This window comes from Bacillus sp. RC240 (assembly GCF_044907945.1).
GTDB lineage: Bacteria > Bacillota > Bacilli > Bacillales > Bacillaceae_G > Bacillus_A > Bacillus_A mycoides.
The window spans coordinates 185,729-204,529 of the sequence record NZ_JBIYCT010000005.1; the positions used below are offsets into that span (position 1 = coordinate 185,729).

The following is an 18,801-nucleotide window of genomic DNA, read 5'->3' on the forward strand; positions in this document are numbered from 1 at the left end:
AAACTAAAAATAGACAAGTATTTCATGGTAGAAAAGGACGTGGGAAAAAATGCATACAAATATGTGGGTTGTGGATAATGTTGTGGAAAGAAAAAAATATTATCCACAATTAAAAGAAGCAGCGAGATTATTAAGAGAAAATGAAGCGGTGGCCTTCCCAACGGAAACGGTTTATGGGTTAGGAGCAAACGCAATGGATGATGAAGCGATAGCGAAAATTTTTGAAGCGAAAGGGAGACCGAGCGATAATCCACTGATTGTCCACATAGGAACAAAATCTCAGTTAGATGGTATCGTAAAAGAAATTCCGCCGGTTGCAGAAAAGTTAATGGAGCATTTTTGGCCAGGACCATTAACAATTATTTTACCGAGAAAAAAAGGGATTTCAGAGAGGGTTACGGCAGGACTTAATACAGTCGGAGTGAGGATGCCGGATCATCCAGTAGCGCTCGCCCTTATTGAAGAGGCAAACGTGCCTGTTGCGGCACCGAGTGCGAATCGTTCAGGACGCCCAAGTCCAACGTTAGCTTCTCATGTGTATGAAGATTTAAATGGGAAAATTGCTGGTATTGTTGATGGCGGGGCGACAGGAGTAGGTGTTGAATCAACTGTAATTGATTGTACGAGCGAAGTTCCGACGATTTTACGTCCTGGTGGGATTACGCAGGAACAATTGGAAGCAGTAATAGGAAATGTTTCTTTAGATCCAGCTTTAAAGGATGAGAAAGAAAAACCGAAATCGCCTGGAATGAAATATACACATTATGCACCGAAAGCGCCACTTAGTATTGTTGAAGGATCCCGTGAGTTTATTCAACGTATTGTGGATGAGAAAAAGAAAGAAGGATTTAAAGTAGGTGTATTAACGACCGAAGAGTATCAACATGTGTATAGTGCAGATGTTGTATTGTCTTGTGGTGTGCGAAGCGATTTAGCCAGCGTTGCGACTAAGTTATATGATGTGCTTAGAACGTTTGATGCAAGTGAAGTAGATGTTATTTTTAGTGAATCATTCCCGAATGAAGGCATAGGAAATGCAATTATGAATCGTTTAACAAAAGCTGCGGGACATCATATTATCACTGAATGATAATGTACCTTTAGCAAACAGAATATTTTTCCTCGGATAAGCATATTGTGAAGTAGCACGTCCGAGGGGGGATATGAATGACACTTGAACAATTAATACCTTTAATAATTATGGCATTTGCCCTGGGGATGGATGCATTTTCAGTGAGCCTCGGTATGGGGATGGTAACATTAAAGTTAAGACAAATCCTTTATATAGGTATGACAATTGGGATATTTCATATTATTATGCCATTTATCGGAATGGTACTAGGACGTTTTCTATCAGAGAAGTATGGGGATGTCGCGAATTTTGCAGGAGCTATTTTATTAATTGGGCTAGGGTTCTATATTGTATATTCGTCTATTTTAGAAAGTGAAGAGACTAGAACTGCTCCAATTGGAATTAGTTTATTTGTATTTGCATTTGGTGTCAGTATAGATAGTTTTTCAGTAGGTCTTAGTCTTGGAATTTACGGAGCAGAGACAATTATTACGATATTATTGTTCGGACTAATAAGTATGTTACTGGCGTGGATGGGTTTATTGCTCGGTAGGCATGCCAAAAATATGCTTGGTACATATGGTGAAATAGTAGGTGGTATCATTCTGGTTGGATTTGGATTATATCTCCTTTTTCCTATATAATTTTATATAGGAGGGAATTATGAACAAGTTATTGGAATGGTATGTTAAGTTTTTAACCTTCTTTCCTAGATGGCTAAGAAGGCTAATAATCTGGGGTATTATTTTGCAAATTTCGATGTTAGGTTGGATTAAGTTAATTCGTGAATGGTGAGATCGTTCCTTTCTGTGCATAGTTTCGTTTGTACTATATTGATCACACTAAAAAATTACAAATATAGAAAGGATGAGATGGATGACGAGATTGAAGCAAGTTTTTGGTATTATTATTAGTTTTTTTGTTTTTTGGTTCAGTATGCTCGGTGTACAAATGTTTGCTGAGTTTTTAGATATTGAGTCATTGAAGTTTGTTGCAGGAAAATCGGAGGCGGCGCGTACTTTTTATTCTCCGTACCCGTTTTTAATTGTTTTCCTTATTACGTTACTTTCCTTATATTTCTTTGTAATAAAGCTTGGTAGATCTAAAAAAGAGAAATTCCCGGCATTAGAGGAGAAGAACGAAGAATTACGATAAAAAATCCCCCGCTTTCAGCGGGGGGGGGGGTATGTTTGAGTGATGAAGCTGGAGCTTTTCGGTGGCATCCAGCTCCAGTGGCCAGCTCTTCGCGTCTAAGAACCTCCCGCACTAAAGGTATAAAGCACCTTTTGTGCGAGAGAACCTTAGCTGGTCAGAGCTAAGCGGGCCCCTTCCACTTTTAAATATATCCAACTCCAGCGGCTAGAATCTCCGGTCATTTCACTCTCTTGCTCGAAGCAAAAAGCGCTTCAAGGTCGAGAGTTCCAATGCCCTGCGATTCTGAACGAGCCGCTTCCGCCTTTAAATGGGCCTCACTAATTCAAATTGTTCTCCTAGTTTTGCGTAGTTGTGTCCTGCTAGGCGGCTTATTGGTTTTAGTTCTTCGGCGTGAATTCGGCCGTTTTCGTATAAGTGTTCAGCGACGTGAAAGCGAACGACGCGGCCGATTAGTAGGTCACAAGCTGGCGAGTCTTCGGTTCCGCCGAGTGGGATAGCGCGTTCTAATATGCACTCCATTCGAATGTTTGCTTCTTTAACCCCTGGTACTGAAATGACATCACTGTCAATCGGTGTTAGTTTTGCTAATTCGATTTCACTTTCATTAGGAGGTAGGTTCGCTGCTGTTTCGTTGATCGCTTCTACGTAAGATTCATCAGAAATATGTACGACAAATTCCCCTTTTTCTATTGCGTTTCTGGAAGTGTCTTTCGGTTTTCCTTCTTTGCGTTGTACTGAAACTGAGATAAGTGGTGGATTGGCAGCGACGATATTGAAATAACTATATGGCGCACCGTTCAATACGCCATCTTTAGTTACAGAAGTAACGAATGCAACAGGACGTGGAATGATACTTCCAGTTAGTAATTTGTAATTATCTTTTTCGGTTTGTTCGTTTGGATTAATGGATAACATGTTGTAATCCCCTTTCTAAATATGAATACTTATTGTTCCTTTACAAGATATCAATGGGAATCTCCTGCTGAAAATAATATTTTTTTGATGATGTAAAAAAAAGAGATTACCTCGATTGTACTGAAGTAATCTCTTTTTTTGTAAATATCTTGAAATAGAGATAAACATTAAAGTAAAACGTAAGCGCCAGGACCGATTAAAGCTACACCGATAGCGACAGCGATTAACATTAAATTATATTCGAATCCGTTTTGTGTTACCCAGTAACCATTTTTTCCGTGAACTGTGAAAATTGCTACTAACATTGTTCCTACGATAAATAATGAACCAACTACAGTGAAAATACCTGCTGCGAATAAGAAACCACCTAATAGTTCAGTTGCGCCAGCCATAAATGCCATAAATACACCTGGACGTAAGCCGATTGACTCCATCCAGCCGCCAGTTCCCTTTAAGCCGTAACCGCCGAACCAACCAAATAATTTTTGAGCACCATGACCCATGAATGTAATTCCTATAATAAGACGAATAATAAGAAGACCGATATCCATCATTTTAAAAAACCTCCTAAAAGTTATTAACTTATCTTATGTAAGTAATAATAAAATAGTTACTTACTTTAGTCAAGTGGATTTCGACAAAAATTTGAAAGTAATTTTACAAATTAACAACAAAAAATAAAATGTAGTAAAGACCTCTAGACAAGTAAGTGAAAAAAAGAGAAAATATAAGTAGAAGTTAACTTCTCATTGTTGTTCAGACAATCAGAATTGACTGGAATTTTGTGAAGCGCTACAATAAGAGTCTAGTAGTAATGACATGATTTATTTCGAAAGAGTTTTTACAGTATAACATTCGAAGTATGAAGTCTTACGTGTATTTCGATCTTGAATAGAGATTGCCCTATAAACTTTTAGGTAAATTATAAGGAGGACTATCCTATGTTTAAAAAATTATTCGGTTTTGGTTCAAAAACAAATGAAGAAACAATCGTAGCTCCATTAACTGGAGCAGTGAAAAATATTGAAGAAGTACCAGATCCAGTATTCGCTGGTCGTATGATGGGTGACGGTGTTGCGATCGATCCTACTGAAGGTGTAGTTGTATCTCCAGTTGATGGTGAAATCGTACAATTATTCCACACGAAACATGCTATTGGAATTAAAGCGAAAAACGGTACAGAAATTTTAATCCACGTTGGATTAGAAACTGTAAAAATGGAAGGTGAAGGTTTCGAAGCTCACGTTTCTGAAGGACAAGCTGTAAAAGCTGGAGATAAATTAATCTCATTCGACTTAGAATTAATTCGTGAAAAAGCGAAAAGCACAATTACTCCAATCGTTATTACAAACACAGATGCAGCTGAGTCTATTAAGACAACTGTAGGTGTAACAGCTACAAAAGGTTCAACAGAAGTAATGAAAGTTACAATGAAATAATTATTTGATAGAAGGAATCCGTTTCATATGAAATGGATTCCTTCTTTTGTTTCGTAGTGTGTTCATTATGTATGGTGAAATACTTTGGGCACTTGGAAATAGGGTTTCACATATATGTGGATAAGGCGCATTTTTCTTAGAAAAAATATAAGAGAAATGCGCCTTTCGTATATTCACATTTCTTTTGTTCTATTCTAATGTACGCTATGATAAATGGTAGGAAACAGAAAAAAAGGGGTGGGTTTAGATGAAACGGGTGTTATTTGTTTGCACTGGAAATACATGCCGTAGTCCGATGGCTGAGGCTTTGCTTCGCCATTATGGAGAAGGTAAATTTGAAGTGCAATCTGCTGGTGTTTTCGCCTATCCTGGAAGCGATGCGTCGGTACATGCAAAGGAAGCTTTAGCTGAAAAAGGAATTGTAATCGATCATGCCGCGCAGCAGGTAAACGATACTTTGGTTGATTGGGCGGATATTGTAGTAACAATGACGGAAAACCATAAGCAAATTGTACTTGGGCATTATCCGAGTGTTGAAAAGAAATTGGATACATTATATGGATTAACTGAGGGTGTAAGTAAGGATATTTCAGACCCATTTGGCGGATCGCTTTCTATTTATAAAGAAACGTTAGAAGAGATGGAAAAACTTGTACAAACTTTACTGAAAAAACATTCAGAAGGTTGATGTTTCGTGTATAATACGATATTGGAGATCACTTTGTTCCATTAAGGTAGCGAGTGTGAAATGAAGATAATTGATTGAGACTTCGGAGGGGTAAAAATGAAAGTAGTAGTAGCATCTGATCACGGCGGTATGAATATCCGTAAAGAACTTGTAAATTTATTAGAAGAGTTAAATATTGAATATATTGATTTAGGTTGTGAATGTGAAGCTGGTTCTGTTGATTACCCTGATTTTGCGTTTCCAGCAGCAGAAATGGTCGCGAATGGTGAAGTGGATCGTGGTATTTTAGTTTGCGGGACAGGCATTGGCATGTCAATCGCAGCAAACAAAGTAAATGGTATTCGTTGTGCATTAGTTCATGATACTTTCAGTGCGAAAGCGACGAGAGAGCATAATGACACTAACATGTTAGCAATGGGCGAGCGTGTAATTGGAGCTGGTCTAGCGCGTGATATCGCGAAAATTTGGCTAACAACTGACTATGAAGGTGGCCGTCACGAAAACCGCGTAGGAAAAATTAAAACGTACGAAACAAAGTAATAGATTCTAACTATAAGTAGTATGAAATATAATTTGGTGAACCAACCTGTGAAAGGAAGAGGCGTAATGACAGAAATCGTAAAGGTAAGAGAACAGCTACAAATGTCGCTTTCTGATTTCCAAGAACAAGCCACGCTGCAAAGAGGCCAAATTTTTGTAGTGGGGTGTAGCACGAGCGAAGTGCTAGGTGAAAGAATTGGAACATCAGGAACGATGGAAGTGGCAGAGGCGATTTTTTCTGAATTAAAACAATTTCAAGAGAGAACAGGTATTGAATTGGCGTTTCAATGTTGTGAGCATTTAAATCGTGCTTTAGTAGTTGAGAGAGATGTAGCGATGAAATATCAATTTGAAATTGTAACAGTTACGCCTGTTAGATCAGCAGGTGGTGCATTAGCGACGTATGCGTATCACAATTTTAAAGATCCGGTAGTAATTGAGTTTATTAAAGCAGATGCAGGAATGGATATCGGCGATACATTTATCGGTATGCATTTAAAGCATGTAGCTGTACCGGTTCGTACAAGTGTGAAGGAAATAGGAAGTGCGCATGTAACGATGGCGAAAACACGTGGGAAACTAATAGGTGGAGCACGTGCCGTTTATGCGGCAAATGAAGAAGCTATTCCTTGCCGTTAAACATGAAAAATTATAAAGTCTTATAACAGCTTTATATCGAAAGTTAAAAGGTATGTAGTCTGACTTTATAATAGAAGAAAGAAAAGACCAATTTTGGTCTTTTTTTTTCTTTTATGATATAGAAAGTCATGTTAGAATGTAGTTGAAAACATGAAGGTTCGAAAGAATTACAACCTGAATTTTCGTTTTTTCTGAATAAATGAGAAAAAACTATTGGGAATTGATGTAATTCGTTCAGAAAAGGGGGATTTTGGTGAATCATTTAAAACGTCAAGATGAAAAGGTATTTGCTGCAATTGAGGCAGAACTAGGAAGACAGCGTTCAAAGATCGAGTTAATTGCTTCGGAAAACTTCGTAAGTGAAGCAGTAATGGAGGCGCAAGGTTCTGTTCTAACGAATAAGTATGCTGAAGGATATCCTGGAAAACGTTACTATGGTGGTTGTGAACACGTAGACGTAGTAGAAGATATCGCACGTGATCGCGCGAAAGAAATTTTTGGCGCAGAGCATGTAAATGTTCAACCACATTCTGGTGCACAAGCGAACATGGCAGTATACTTTACGATTTTAGAGCAAGGCGATACAGTACTTGGTATGAATTTATCTCATGGTGGTCACTTAACACACGGAAGCCCTGTTAACTTCAGTGGAGTACAATATAATTTCGTAGAATATGGCGTGGATGCTGAATCTCACCGTATTAATTACGATGATGTATTAGCAAAAGCGAAAGAACATAAACCAAAATTAATCGTTGCAGGTGCAAGTGCATATCCTCGTGTTATCGATTTCAAACGATTCCGTGAGATTGCAGATGAAGTGGGTGCATACTTTATGGTTGATATGGCACATATCGCTGGTTTAGTAGCTGCTGGTTTACATCCAAACCCAGTACCACATGCACATTTCGTTACAACGACAACACATAAAACATTACGTGGTCCACGTGGTGGTATGATTTTATGTGAAGAGCAATTTGCAAAACAAATTGATAAATCAATCTTCCCTGGTATTCAAGGTGGTCCACTTATGCACGTAATTGCTGCAAAAGCTGTTGCATTTGGTGAGACACTACAAGATGATTTTAAAACATATGCACAAAATATCATTAATAATGCGAATCGTTTAGCTGAAGGCCTTCAAAAGGAAGGACTTACACTTGTTTCTGGCGGAACAGACAATCATTTAATCTTAATTGATGTTCGTAACTTAGAAATTACAGGTAAAGTAGCAGAGCACGTATTAGATGAAGTTGGTATTACAGTGAACAAAAATACAATTCCATTTGAAACAGCAAGCCCATTTGTAACAAGCGGCGTACGTATCGGTACAGCAGCTGTAACATCTCGTGGTTTCGGTTTAGAAGAAATGGATGAAATTGCGGCACTTATTGCTTATACATTAAAAAATCATGAGAATGAAGTTGCATTAGAAGAAGCAAGTAAGCGTGTAGAAGCGTTAACGAGCAAATTCCCAATGTATACAAGTCTATAATAGATTGAAAAAGACTGCTGAAACGTAATTGTTTTGGCAGTCTTTTTTGTGGACATATATTATTTTTAAAGTATGTATACAAATGATGAATAAATTTTGGCGATATAATGAAGGATACAGCTCCCATAATTGGTAAAGATACTAGATAGATTCATTCTAATTCACGATTTTACCAAATTTGCCCTTGAATATTAGTAGCGTTTTCTTTACAATCGTAAATAGTGTAAAAAAGCGTGTAAACGCATGAATATCATCTAAAGGAGAGATTCACATGGGAAAACTGTATGTATTTGATCACCCGTTAATTCAACATAAGATTACATATATTCGCGATAAGAATACAGGTACGAAAGATTTTCGTGAATTAGTGGACGAAGTAGCAAGCTTAATGGCTTTCGAAATTACTCGCGACCTTCCACTTCAAGACATTGAAATTGAAACACCTGTAAGCAAAGCGACAACAAAAGTGATCGCTGGTAAAAAACTTGGTTTAATTCCGATTTTACGTGCAGGTTTAGGAATGGTTGATGGAATTCTGAAATTAATTCCAGCAGCAAAAGTAGGACACGTTGGTCTATACCGTGACCCTAAAACATTGCAACCGGTAGAATACTATGTGAAACTTCCAACGGATGTAGAAGAGCGTGACTTTATCGTACTAGATCCGATGCTAGCAACAGGTGGTTCTGCGGCTGAAGCAATTAATTCTCTGAAAAAGCGCGGTGCAAAGCAAATTAAATTAATGTGTATCGTAGCTGCTCCAGAAGGAGTAAAAGTAGTGCAGGAAGAGCATCCTGATGTTGATATTTATGTAGCGGCATTAGATGAGAAGTTAAATGACCATGGTTATGTAGTTCCAGGTCTTGGTGATGCTGGTGACCGTTTATTCGGAACGAAGTAAGACAACAGACGAGAGGGGGGATTCCCCGCTCGTTTTTTTTCGCCCTCAGCGCACGGGGGAGGGGGAGATAAATATACAGGGTATATACAACATAAGTTATATACACATCACATATAATATAGAAGTCTTACGTCTCGGGGACACTATATTATGGAAGGAAAGTGCTATATCTTAAAAATATAATAGTGACAAACTTGTGAACATTTTCTTCTATTATAAAGAGAAAACTGTTAGAAATTGCATATCTCTAACCAGTATTTAGAAGGGGAACGTTTTCATTTTTGGGAGGAAATGCCTAATACTCAAATTTTTTGATTTTTTACGATTTCTCGTTGACACTGTTAATACCCTATTGTATGCTAACAACGGGGATAGATGGTAGGGCTTTCAGTGACAAAAATGCATCTATTCCGTGACGAAAATGTAAACTTTTTATTTTGTATAGAATTTATGCAGAAAAATGAGTTATTATTAACACATCGTGAATGAGGGTTACATATTGGAGGGATGAATCCTTGCAAAAAAACGATCGCAGCCATATAAAAGCGTATGCTTTAATGTCAGGAATACTTGCTCAGTTAGTTGGTTCTATTCTTATTGGAATCTTTGGTGGGCAATGGATTGATAATAAGGTTGGAACGTTTCCGTTGTTTCTTATTATAGGGTTATTACTCGGGTTAGGAACAGGGGTATACGCAATGATTCGACTCATTCAACATTACTATTCGGGAGAGCAATGATGATAGACGTACATGGACTTGTCCAACGACAAAAGAAATATATGTACTACTTGCTTGCGCTTCTAGTGCTAGGATGGGGAATTACCTCTTACAAGGATGTATTTCTTGGGCTGATTATCGGAACGATTTTCAGTTTTCTTAGTTTGCGCATCATTGCACGTAGAACAGACAAGCTATTAGATCGCGTAACAAATGGAGAAAACGTGAAGTTTAAGGCGACAGCGGTAAGTACATATTCAAGATTCGCCACGATTGGGTTATTAATTTTATTTGCAGCCAAATATCAAGAGTTAATTGCGATGTGGGGCTTAGGTGTAGGATTGCTGACAGGATACCTTGTCATGATCATAGATTTTCTTTATTTAGAGTATACGAGCAGGGAAGAGAGGTGAATTACTAGTGGAACACGGTAAATTAGTTGAATTTCTAGGTTTAACGTTCGATTTGTCATCAGTTATGATGGTTACTGTAGCAGCAGTTATTGTTTTCTTAATCGCTGTTATCGGAACTCGCAGCTTAGCGCTTCGCCCAACCGGAATGCAAAACTTCATGGAATGGGTGTTTGACTTCGTGAAAGGGATTATCAATAGTACGATGGACTGGAAAACAGGTGGACGATTCTTAACGCTTGGCGTTACGCTTATCATGTTTATCATCGTATCGAACTTCCTTGGTTTACCATTCATGTATTCAACAGTTGAGGCTGGCGAACATATTGCATGGTGGAGATCACCAACGTCTGATCCAGCAGTTGCATTAACATTAGCCGTGATGGTAGTTACCCTCACCCATTACTATGGAATTAAGATGAAGGGTACGAAAGAATATGCTAAAGGTTATTTCCAACCTATGAAATTCTTATTCCCATTAAAGGTTATTGAGGAGTTTGCTAACACATTAACGTTAGGTCTTCGTTTATTTGGTAACATTTACGCAGGTGAAATCTTATTAGGATTACTTGCTAAGTTAGGTGGGGCATCATTCTTAGGAGCATTAGGTGCACTTGTACCGATGTTAGCATGGATGGGATTCAGCGTATTCGTTGGTTCAATCCAGTCATTTATTTTCGTAATGTTAACGATGGTTTATATGGCTCATAAAGTAAGCCATGACCATTAATATAATTTAAGTAAGAAAAAATTTATTTTTTTATAATACAAAGGAGGACAAATTAAATGAGTTTAGGTGTAATCGCAGCTGCAATTGCAATTGGTTTATCAGCATTAGGTGCAGGTATTGGTAACGGTCTTATCGTATCACGTACAATCGAAGGTGTTGCTCGTCAACCAGAATTAAAAGGCGCACTTCAAACAATTATGTTCATCGGGGTTGCATTAGTTGAGGCACTTCCAATTATCGGTGTAGTTATTGCTTTCATCGTAATGAACAAATAAGGGAGACTCCCCTTACATAGATGGCGAAGAGTGTTTTTTGAACTTTCTTCGCCATTGCTTTATGAACTAAACGTATGTCTTTTTTTTTCATATGATCAATTTAGATATTTTGAAGGGAGTGAATCCTTGTGCCAACTTTATTATTAGGGGCTTCCATTCCATTTGGAACGATTGCTTATACATTGTTCATTTTCTTACTTCTATTAGTAATGCTACGCAAATTTGCGTGGGGTCCTTTAATGGGAATTATGAAAGAACGTGAAGAGCATGTTACTAATGAAATCGACGCTGCAGAAAGAAGTAACACTGAAGCGAAGAAGTTAGTAGAAGAACAACGTGAAATGTTAAAACAATCGCGTGTTGAAGCACAAGAGTTAATCGAAAGAGCGAAAAAACAAGCTGTAGATCAAAAAGATGTTATTGTTGCTGCTGCGAAAGAAGAAGCAGAATCAATTAAAACATCTGCTGTACAAGAAATTCAACGCGAAAAAGAGCAAGCGATTGCTGCTTTACAAGAACAAGTCGCTTCTTTATCTGTTCAAATTGCTTCTAAAGTAATTGAAAAAGAGTTAAAAGAAGAAGATCAAGTGAAGTTAATTCGCGATTATATTAAAGAAGTAGGAGAAGCGCGATGAGCAATGGGATTGTAGCAAAACGTTATGCTGTCGCTCTTTTCAAAATTGCAAAAGAAAAACACGTATTAGAAATGTTTGAAGAGGAATTACGCCTTGTACAAAACGTTTATGTAAAGAACGGAGAACTACATAGCTTTTTAACGCAACCGAACATTTCAAAAGAGCAGAAGAAAACGTTTCTTGCAAACGTATTCGCATCTGTTTCTGAATCTATTTTAAATACGTTATATATTTTAATTGATAACAAGCGTATTGATATTCTACCTGAAATTGCAGATGAATATGTTGTTCTTGCTAATGAAGAACGTAACGTAGCGGATGCAACTGTATATTCTATTCGTCTTCTATCAGAAGACGAAAAACTTAACATTGCAGAAGCATTTGCAAAAAAAACAGGAAAAGATGCAATTCGCGTGAAAAATGTTGTAGATGAAGATTTACTAGGCGGCATTAAAGTACGTATTGGAAATCGCATTTACGACGGAAGCTTACAAGGAAAATTAGCACGTATTCAGCGTGAATTAATGAAGAATAGATAGGGGTGAAGCACATGAGCATCAGAGCTGAAGAAATTAGCGCACTGATAAAGCAACAAATCGAGAACTATCAGTCTGAAATCGAAGTTAGTGATGTTGGTACAGTTATCCAAGTTGGTGACGGTATTGCGCGTGCTCATGGTCTTGATAACGTTATGGCTGGTGAACTTGTAGAGTTCTCTAACGGCGTTATGGGACTAGCACAAAACTTAGAGGAAAACAACGTAGGTATCATTATCTTAGGACCTTACACAGAAATCCGTGAAGGTGACGAAGTTCGTCGTACTGGTCGCATCATGCAAGTACCAGTAGGAAAAGAACTAATCGGTCGTGTTGTAAACCCATTAGGTCAACCAGTTGATGGTTTAGGCCCAATCAATACAACAAACACTCGTCCAATCGAAAGTCCAGCACCAGGTGTAATGGATCGTAAATCTGTTCATGAGCCACTTCAAACAGGTATTAAAGCGATCGATGCTCTTGTACCAATTGGCCGTGGTCAACGTGAGTTAATCATCGGTGACCGTCAAACAGGTAAAACAGCAGTTGCACTTGATACAATCATTAACCAAAAAGATGAAGATATGGTTTGTATCTATGTAGCTATCGGACAAAAAGAATCAACTGTACGTAACGTAGTAGAAACACTACGTAAGCACGGTGCATTAGATTACACAATCGTTGTAACTGCATCAGCTTCTCAACCAGCTCCATTATTATACCTAGCTCCTTACGCTGGTGTAACAATGGGTGAAGAGTTCATGTACAATGGTAAACACGTTTTAGTAGTATATGATGACTTATCAAAACAAGCAGCGGCTTACCGTGAGCTTTCATTACTATTACGTCGTCCTCCAGGTCGTGAAGCATATCCAGGGGATGTATTCTACTTACATTCTCGCTTATTAGAGCGTGCAGCAAAATTAAGTGATGCAAGAGGCGGCGGTTCTTTAACTGCACTACCTTTCATCGAAACACAAGCAGGGGACGTATCAGCTTACATCCCAACAAACGTAATTTCTATTACGGATGGACAAATCTTCTTACAATCTGACCTATTCTTCTCTGGCGTACGTCCAGCGATCGATGCGGGTACTTCTGTATCTCGTGTAGGTGGATCAGCTCAGATTAAAGCGATGAGTAAAGTATCAGGTACACTTCGTCTTGACCTTGCATCTTACCGTGAGTTAGAAGCGTTCGCTCAGTTCGGTTCTGACCTTGATAAAGCAACACAAGCGAAACTAAACCGTGGTGCTCGTACAGTTGAGGTATTAAAACAAGGATTACACAAACCGTTACGTGTAGAGAAACAAGTTATCATTCTTTACGCTTTAACACGTGGATTCCTAGATGATATCCCAGTAGTAGATATCACTCGTTTCGAAGAAGAATTCCATGCTTGGTTAGATTCAAATGCAACTGACTTATTAAGCGAAATTCGCACAACTAAGAAACTTGCGGATGACGACAAATTTGCAGCAGCAATTAACGGATTTAAAAAAGTATTCGTAGCTTCTGAATAATAATTAAAAGTGAAGTCGACTGTGGCTTAGCTAGATCATATAAAAGGCATCTCAGCTTTTGAGATTGCTGACGGTTATGTAAAGGAAAAGAGTAGGTGCACCTATTCTTTTCCTTCAATCATGAGCAAGAATATCTTGCAACGTAGATTAGGAAGAGGATTCTTACTAATCGTGCCAACTTCCGGAAAAAAGGTGGTGAAAACCTGTGGCATCTTTACGCGATATAAAAGCGAAGATTAACTCGACAAAGAAAACGAGTCAAATTACGAAAGCGATGGAGATGGTATCTGCATCTAAGTTAAACCGTGCAGAGCAAAATGCTAAATCTTTCGTTCCGTATATGGAAAAGATTCAAGAAGTAGTAGCGAGCATTGCGCAAGGAAGTAAAGGGATTAATCATCCAATGCTAAATGCGCGTCCTGTAAAGCGTACAGGATACATCGTTATTACATCTGATCGCGGACTAGCAGGTGGTTATAACAGTAACGTATTACGTACAGTAAGTAACGTAATTCGTGAACGTCATAATATGGATTCAAACCAATATTCAATTATTGTGCTTGGACGACTAGGACGTGATTATTTAAAACGTCGCGGCTTTAACATCATTGATGAAGTAGTTGGATTATCTGACCACCCATCATTTACTGATATTAAAGATATTGCTTCTCGAGCAATTGCGATGTTCGCAGATGGTGCTTATGACGAGCTGTATATTTACTACAATCATTATGTAAGTAAAATTTCACAAGAAGTAACGGAAAATAAAATTTTACCGCTTACGGATGTGGCGTCTGATAAACCGACGACAGCTTATGAATTCGAACCTTCTGAAGAAGAAATTTTAAAAGTATTATTGCCACAATACGCAGAAAGCTTAGTGTACGGTGCATTACTAGACGGTAAAGCAAGTGAGCATGCGGCGCGTATGACAGCAATGAAGAGTGCTACAGACAACGCAATGGAAGTTATCGATTCACTTACACTTTCATTCAACCGTGCGCGTCAAGCAGCGATTACGCAAGAAATTACGGAAATCGTTGGTGGAGTAGCGGCGTTAGAATAGTATTAAAAAGCGTAGGCGGTTCGTTCAGAATGAGAGGGGGATGGAGCTTTTGACGTAGAGGCGATTTGTGCCTCGCAGGAAAAAGCGAAGCCACCGAACATTCTAACCGCTGGAGCTAGATTCAATAAAAAGCGTAGGCGGTTCGTCCAGAACAGGAGAGTCGCGTAAGCTATAAACTAATAAAAATTAAAAGCCGACTTCTCTTAGAAAGCTGGCTAATTAAAAGAAAGCTAGGAGGGAACCCGATGAATAAAGGGCGCGTTACGCAAATCATGGGTCCGGTTGTAGACGTTAAGTTTGATGGCGGAAAGCTACCAGAAATCTACAACGCCCTTACGGTAAAACAAAGCAACGAAAACGGAGCAAGCATTAACTTAACATTTGAAGTTGCACTTCATTTAGGTGATGACACAGTTCGTACAGTTGCAATGTCTTCCACAGATGGACTTGTTCGTGGCACAGAAGTAGAAGATACTGGTAAAGCAATCTCTGTACCAGTTGGTGATGCAACACTTGGTCGTGTATTTAACGTATTAGGTGATGCAATTGACTTAGATGGTGATGTTCCTGCGGATGTACGTCGTGATCCAATTCACCGTCAAGCGCCTGCATTCGAAGAGTTATCTACTAAAGTAGAAATTCTTGAAACTGGTATTAAAGTAGTAGACTTACTTGCTCCTTACATTAAGGGTGGTAAGATCGGTCTATTCGGTGGTGCCGGTGTAGGTAAAACAGTATTAATTCAGGAATTAATTAACAACATCGCACAAGAGCACGGTGGTATCTCTGTATTCGCTGGTGTAGGTGAGCGTACTCGTGAAGGTAACGACTTATACCACGAAATGAGCGATTCTGGCGTAATTAAGAAAACTGCGATGGTATTCGGACAAATGAACGAGCCACCTGGAGCACGTCAACGTGTTGCATTAACAGGCTTAACAATGGCTGAACATTTCCGTGATGAGCAAGGACAAGACGTACTATTGTTCATCGATAACATCTTCCGTTTCACGCAAGCGGGTTCTGAAGTATCTGCCCTTCTTGGTCGTATGCCATCTGCGGTAGGTTACCAGCCAACACTTGCAACAGAAATGGGTCAATTACAAGAGCGTATTACATCTACAAATAAAGGATCTATCACGTCTATCCAAGCGGTATACGTACCAGCCGATGACTATACGGATCCAGCACCAGCTACAACGTTCGCTCACTTAGATGCAACAACAAACTTAGAGCGTCGTTTAACACAAATGGGTATTTACCCAGCCGTAGATCCATTAGCATCTACATCTCGTGCGCTTTCTCCAGAAATCGTAGGAGAAGAGCATTATGGAGTAGCTCGTCAAGTACAGCAAACTTTACAGCGTTATAAAGAGCTTCAAGATATCATCGCTATCTTAGGTATGGATGAGTTATCTGAAGAAGATAAGTTAGTTGTACATCGTGCTCGTCGTATTCAATTCTTCTTATCACAAAACTTCCACGTAGCTGAACAGTTTACAGGTCAAAAAGGTTCTTACGTACCTGTAAAAAATACAGTTAGTGGTTTCAAAGAAATTCTAGAAGGAAAATATGATGACCTTCCAGAAGATGCGTTCCGTCTTGTTGGTAGCATTGAAGAAGTTATTGAAAACGCGAAGAAAATGATGGCGTAAGGCCTTAGGAGGGACGAATTATGAAGACATTTCCAGTCAGTATTGTAACTCCTGATGGACCGGTTTACGAAAAAGAAGTAGAAATGGTAAGCGTAAAAGCAGAGAGTGGGGAAATGGGGATCTTACCAGGTCACATTCCAACTGTTGCACCTTTAAAAATTAGTGCGGTTCGTCTGAAAAATGGTGGGCACACTGATTATGTAGCAGTAAGCGGTGGCTTTATCGAAGTTCGTCCAGATAAAGTAACTGTATTATCATCATCTGCTGAAGAAGCAAACCATATCGATATCCATCGTGCAAATGAATCGAAACGTCGCGCTGAGCAACGTATGCAAGATAAACAAGCGCATGTTGACTTTAGACGTGCAGAAATGGCCTTGCAGCGTGCTGTGAACCGTTTAAACGTTTCTGATATGAAGTAAAAAAATCCGTAAGGGCTCTTGCCTTTACGGATTTTTTGTTGTGGATATAAATAAAAAGAGGAAAAAAACGCCTCTCTTTAGGTAGGAGAGAGCATCTAGCCGTGCATAGAAGCGGTCAGATCCTTTTTCTGCCCGATGCCAAGTGTGAAAATCAAGAAATAAAAAGAACTGCAGGTTCGTTTTTTGTTATATACAGGTACGTGGATTCCGATGTTGTTACTAGGTGTATTCGCGTTTTTTGGTGAGGAAGGGAATGTATCGTTAACAATTGCTTTCTTTGTACTATTAGCTATTTCGATTGTTGTAATGATTGTGATGTATTTTTCTTATGCGATGACGTATTATGTTATGGTTGAAAATCCAAATTATAGCGTTTCACAAGCAATGAGAGAAAGTAAGAACGTTATGAAGGGACATAAACTAGATTTATTTCTTTTATCATTTTAGCCAAGAAGACTCCTTCCTCAAGGAACGCGAAGTGAGTAGGTGGGAGATGAATTGGCTTCGGACAAGGGATGGCAGGAAGCCGTCTTAATTGTTCGACATACATAAACTGTTACTTCACTACCTATCAAATGTACGTTTGTTGTATAATAGGCACATATCGAAATGGGGGTGAAACGAATGATAATCAATAAAGCATATAAATTTCGTATCTATCCAAATAAAGCACAAGCGACCCTAATCAATAAAACGATTGGCTGTTCTCGTTTTGTATTCAATCATTTCCTATCTCTATGGGATAATGTATACAAAGAAACAGGAAAAGGTTTGACATATGGTACATGCTCTGCCAAACTTCCTGCCATGAAGAAAGAGTTTGTTTGGCTAAAAGAAGTGGATAGTATTGCGATTCAGTCTTCTGTTCGCAACCTTGCGGATGCGTATACACGCTTTTTTAAAAAACAAAATAGTGCCCCGCGTTTCAAGTCTAAGAAAAACAACGTACAATCTTACACCACAAAACAAACAAATGAAAACATTTCCGTTATAGGAAACAAAATAAAATTACCAAAACTAGGTCTTGTTCGATTTGCCAAAAGTCGTGAAATAAAGGGACGTATTTTAAATGCTACGGTTAGACGGAACTCTTCTGGCAGATACTTTGTGTCATTGTTAGTTGAAACAGAAGTGCAAGAACTTCCGAAAACAAATTCTTACATTGGAATGGATGTGGGACTAAAAGATTTCGCCATTTTGTCAGATGGAACAACCTATAAAAATCCGAAGTTTTTTCGATCGTTAGAAGAGAAGTTGGCAAAAGCACAGCGTGTTCTTTCTAGAAGAATGAAAGGATCTTCTCGCTGGAATAAACAACGAGTAAAAGTAGCTAGAATTCATGAATACATAGCAAATGCTAGAAAAGATTACTTGGACAAAATCTCAACTGAAATCATCAAAAACCACGATGTTATCGGTATAGAAGATTTGCAAGTATCTAATATGTTAAAGAATCATAAGTTAGCAAAAGCGATTAGTGAGGTATCATGGTCACAGTTTCGAACCATGTTGGAATATAAAGCGGAATGGTACGGCAAACAAATCATTGTCGTATCGAAAACATTTGCTTCAAGCCAATTATGTTCTTGTTGTGGATATCAAAACAAAGACGTTAAAAATCTCAACCTACGTAAATGGGACTGCCCTTCTTGCCTTACACACCATGATAGGGATATTAACGCAAGTATCAATCTAAAGAATGAAGCGATAAGGCTTCTAACCGCAAGGACTGCGGAGATAGCCTAATAAATTAGAGTTCAATAGAACTCTTTACTTAGGAATCCCCCACTTCTAAACGAAGTGAAAGTGGGGGTAGTTCAAGGCTTAGCTTCATAGGATGGGCTATTTTAGCAATTCTTACTCTTGGAATAGGATTTCTTTGGCTTAGTCCATATGTAGGTACAACGACAGCACATTTTTATCGCTATATTGCAAAAGGTGAATTGCAGTAGGGACGTGCTATACTAATAGAATTATTACGTATAG

24 protein-coding genes and 2 pseudogenes are annotated in these 18,801 nt (G+C 38.6%); 24 read left to right on the top strand and 2 right to left on the bottom strand.

Features of this window, described 5'->3' with window-relative positions:
- Window positions 1–49 precede the first annotated feature (49 nt).
- From ABH955_RS18285 to ABH955_RS18300, 4 genes are all read left to right on the top strand, one after another.
- Complete coding sequence (locus ABH955_RS18285; RefSeq protein WP_113936187.1) at window positions 50–1,090, top strand: L-threonylcarbamoyladenylate synthase; 1,041 nt, start codon at window positions 50–52, stop codon at window positions 1,088–1,090.
- A 77-nt stretch (window positions 1,091–1,167) separates the two neighbouring features.
- Complete coding sequence (locus ABH955_RS18290; protein ID WP_113936188.1) at window positions 1,168–1,716, top strand: manganese efflux pump MntP; 549 nt, start codon at window positions 1,168–1,170, stop codon at window positions 1,714–1,716.
- Between the two features lie 19 nt (window positions 1,717–1,735).
- The gene (locus ABH955_RS18295; RefSeq protein ID WP_001037634.1) at window positions 1,736–1,867 is read left to right on the top strand and encodes a hypothetical protein; all 132 of its coding nucleotides are present in this window, start codon (window positions 1,736–1,738) and stop codon (window positions 1,865–1,867) included.
- A gap of 81 nt (window positions 1,868–1,948) precedes the next feature.
- A complete protein-coding gene (locus tag ABH955_RS18300; RefSeq protein ID WP_002034899.1) occupies window positions 1,949–2,227 on the top strand; it encodes a DUF3935 domain-containing protein in 279 nt (92 codons plus the stop codon).
- 303 nt (window positions 2,228–2,530) lie between these two features.
- Here ABH955_RS18300 and ABH955_RS18305 read toward each other — a convergent pair whose 3' ends face one another.
- Together ABH955_RS18305 and ABH955_RS18310 are read right to left on the bottom strand one after the other, a co-directional pair.
- A complete protein-coding gene (locus ABH955_RS18305; RefSeq protein ID WP_002034901.1) occupies window positions 2,531–3,142 on the bottom strand; it encodes a flavin reductase family protein in 612 nt (203 codons plus the stop codon).
- Between the two features lie 167 nt (window positions 3,143–3,309).
- A complete protein-coding gene (locus tag ABH955_RS18310; RefSeq protein ID WP_002068579.1) occupies window positions 3,310–3,696 on the bottom strand; it encodes a DoxX family protein in 387 nt (128 codons plus the stop codon).
- A 387-nt stretch (window positions 3,697–4,083) separates the two neighbouring features.
- On the opposite strand from ABH955_RS18310, the gene ABH955_RS18315 reads away from it, so the two are divergent.
- The 20 genes and pseudogenes from ABH955_RS18315 to ABH955_RS18410 form a co-directional block, all read left to right on the top strand.
- A complete protein-coding gene (locus tag ABH955_RS18315; protein ID WP_002016294.1) occupies window positions 4,084–4,581 on the top strand; it encodes a PTS sugar transporter subunit IIA in 498 nt (165 codons plus the stop codon).
- 247 nt (window positions 4,582–4,828) lie between these two features.
- Window positions 4,829–5,269, top strand: coding sequence for a low molecular weight protein arginine phosphatase (locus ABH955_RS18320; protein WP_404454776.1), 441 nt, complete (start codon window positions 4,829–4,831; stop codon window positions 5,267–5,269).
- 96 nt (window positions 5,270–5,365) lie between these two features.
- Window positions 5,366–5,809 carry a ribose 5-phosphate isomerase B gene (gene rpiB, locus ABH955_RS18325; protein WP_002089748.1) on the top strand — a complete coding sequence of 148 codons (444 nt, stop codon included), beginning with the start codon at window positions 5,366–5,368 and terminating at the stop codon, window positions 5,807–5,809.
- Window positions 5,810–5,875: 66 nt separating this feature from the next.
- Entirely contained in the window at window positions 5,876–6,448 is a 573-nt protein-coding gene (locus ABH955_RS18330) for a TIGR01440 family protein (RefSeq protein WP_002089746.1), read from the top strand.
- Between the two features lie 253 nt (window positions 6,449–6,701).
- Window positions 6,702–7,943 (top strand): serine hydroxymethyltransferase, encoded by a 1,242-nt coding sequence (glyA, locus tag ABH955_RS18335; RefSeq protein WP_242310796.1) that lies wholly within the window; start codon window positions 6,702–6,704, stop codon window positions 7,941–7,943.
- 271 nt (window positions 7,944–8,214) lie between these two features.
- Entirely contained in the window at window positions 8,215–8,844 is a 630-nt protein-coding gene (gene upp, locus ABH955_RS18340) for a uracil phosphoribosyltransferase (RefSeq protein WP_002139017.1), read from the top strand.
- Between the two features lie 375 nt (window positions 8,845–9,219).
- A complete protein-coding gene (locus ABH955_RS18345; RefSeq protein WP_000232963.1) occupies window positions 9,220–9,333 on the top strand; it encodes a DUF4024 domain-containing protein in 114 nt (37 codons plus the stop codon).
- A 26-nt stretch (window positions 9,334–9,359) separates the two neighbouring features.
- The gene (locus ABH955_RS18350; protein ID WP_002089742.1) at window positions 9,360–9,584 is read left to right on the top strand and encodes an AtpZ/AtpI family protein; all 225 of its coding nucleotides are present in this window, start codon (window positions 9,360–9,362) and stop codon (window positions 9,582–9,584) included.
- Window positions 9,584–9,976: an ATP synthase subunit I gene (locus ABH955_RS18355; protein WP_002016288.1), complete on the top strand. Its 393-nt coding sequence runs from the start codon at window positions 9,584–9,586 to the stop codon at window positions 9,974–9,976. Before ABH955_RS18350 ends, ABH955_RS18355 begins: the two co-directional genes overlap by 1 nt.
- A 7-nt stretch (window positions 9,977–9,983) precedes the next feature.
- Window positions 9,984–10,703, top strand: coding sequence for a F0F1 ATP synthase subunit A (gene atpB / locus ABH955_RS18360; RefSeq protein ID WP_002089740.1), 720 nt, complete (start codon window positions 9,984–9,986; stop codon window positions 10,701–10,703).
- Window positions 10,704–10,759: 56 nt separating this feature from the next.
- Window positions 10,760–10,978, top strand: coding sequence for a F0F1 ATP synthase subunit C (gene atpE, locus ABH955_RS18365; protein ID WP_000052064.1), 219 nt, complete (start codon window positions 10,760–10,762; stop codon window positions 10,976–10,978).
- 128 nt (window positions 10,979–11,106) lie between these two features.
- Complete coding sequence (atpF, locus tag ABH955_RS18370) at window positions 11,107–11,613, top strand: F0F1 ATP synthase subunit B (protein WP_002113045.1); 507 nt, start codon at window positions 11,107–11,109, stop codon at window positions 11,611–11,613.
- Entirely contained in the window at window positions 11,610–12,152 is a 543-nt protein-coding gene (atpH, locus tag ABH955_RS18375; RefSeq protein WP_002113044.1) for a F0F1 ATP synthase subunit delta, read from the top strand. Before atpF ends, atpH begins: the two co-directional genes overlap by 4 nt.
- Window positions 12,153–12,163: 11 nt before the next feature.
- Entirely contained in the window at window positions 12,164–13,672 is a 1,509-nt protein-coding gene (gene atpA, locus ABH955_RS18380) for a F0F1 ATP synthase subunit alpha (protein ID WP_113936192.1), read from the top strand.
- A 205-nt stretch (window positions 13,673–13,877) separates the two neighbouring features.
- Entirely contained in the window at window positions 13,878–14,738 is an 861-nt protein-coding gene (atpG, locus tag ABH955_RS18385; protein WP_002016283.1) for a F0F1 ATP synthase subunit gamma, read from the top strand.
- Window positions 14,739–14,983: 245 nt separating this feature from the next.
- The gene (atpD, locus tag ABH955_RS18390; RefSeq protein WP_002139020.1) at window positions 14,984–16,393 is read left to right on the top strand and encodes a F0F1 ATP synthase subunit beta; all 1,410 of its coding nucleotides are present in this window, start codon (window positions 14,984–14,986) and stop codon (window positions 16,391–16,393) included.
- Window positions 16,394–16,413: 20 nt separating this feature from the next.
- A complete protein-coding gene (atpC, locus tag ABH955_RS18395) occupies window positions 16,414–16,815 on the top strand; it encodes a F0F1 ATP synthase subunit epsilon (RefSeq protein WP_002016279.1) in 402 nt (133 codons plus the stop codon).
- A gap of 183 nt (window positions 16,816–16,998) precedes the next feature.
- Window positions 16,999–17,253: pseudogene (locus ABH955_RS18400) on the top strand (DUF975 family protein); the annotation flags it as partial.
- 186 nt (window positions 17,254–17,439) lie between these two features.
- On the top strand, window positions 17,440–18,561 hold the full coding sequence (gene tnpB / locus ABH955_RS18405; protein ID WP_404454770.1) for an IS200/IS605 family element RNA-guided endonuclease TnpB: 1,122 nt from the start codon (window positions 17,440–17,442) through the stop codon (window positions 18,559–18,561).
- Window positions 18,562–18,638: 77 nt separating this feature from the next.
- Window positions 18,639–18,767 (top strand): annotated as a pseudogene (locus tag ABH955_RS18410) (DUF975 family protein); the annotation flags it as partial.
- Window positions 18,768–18,801 lie beyond the last annotated feature (34 nt).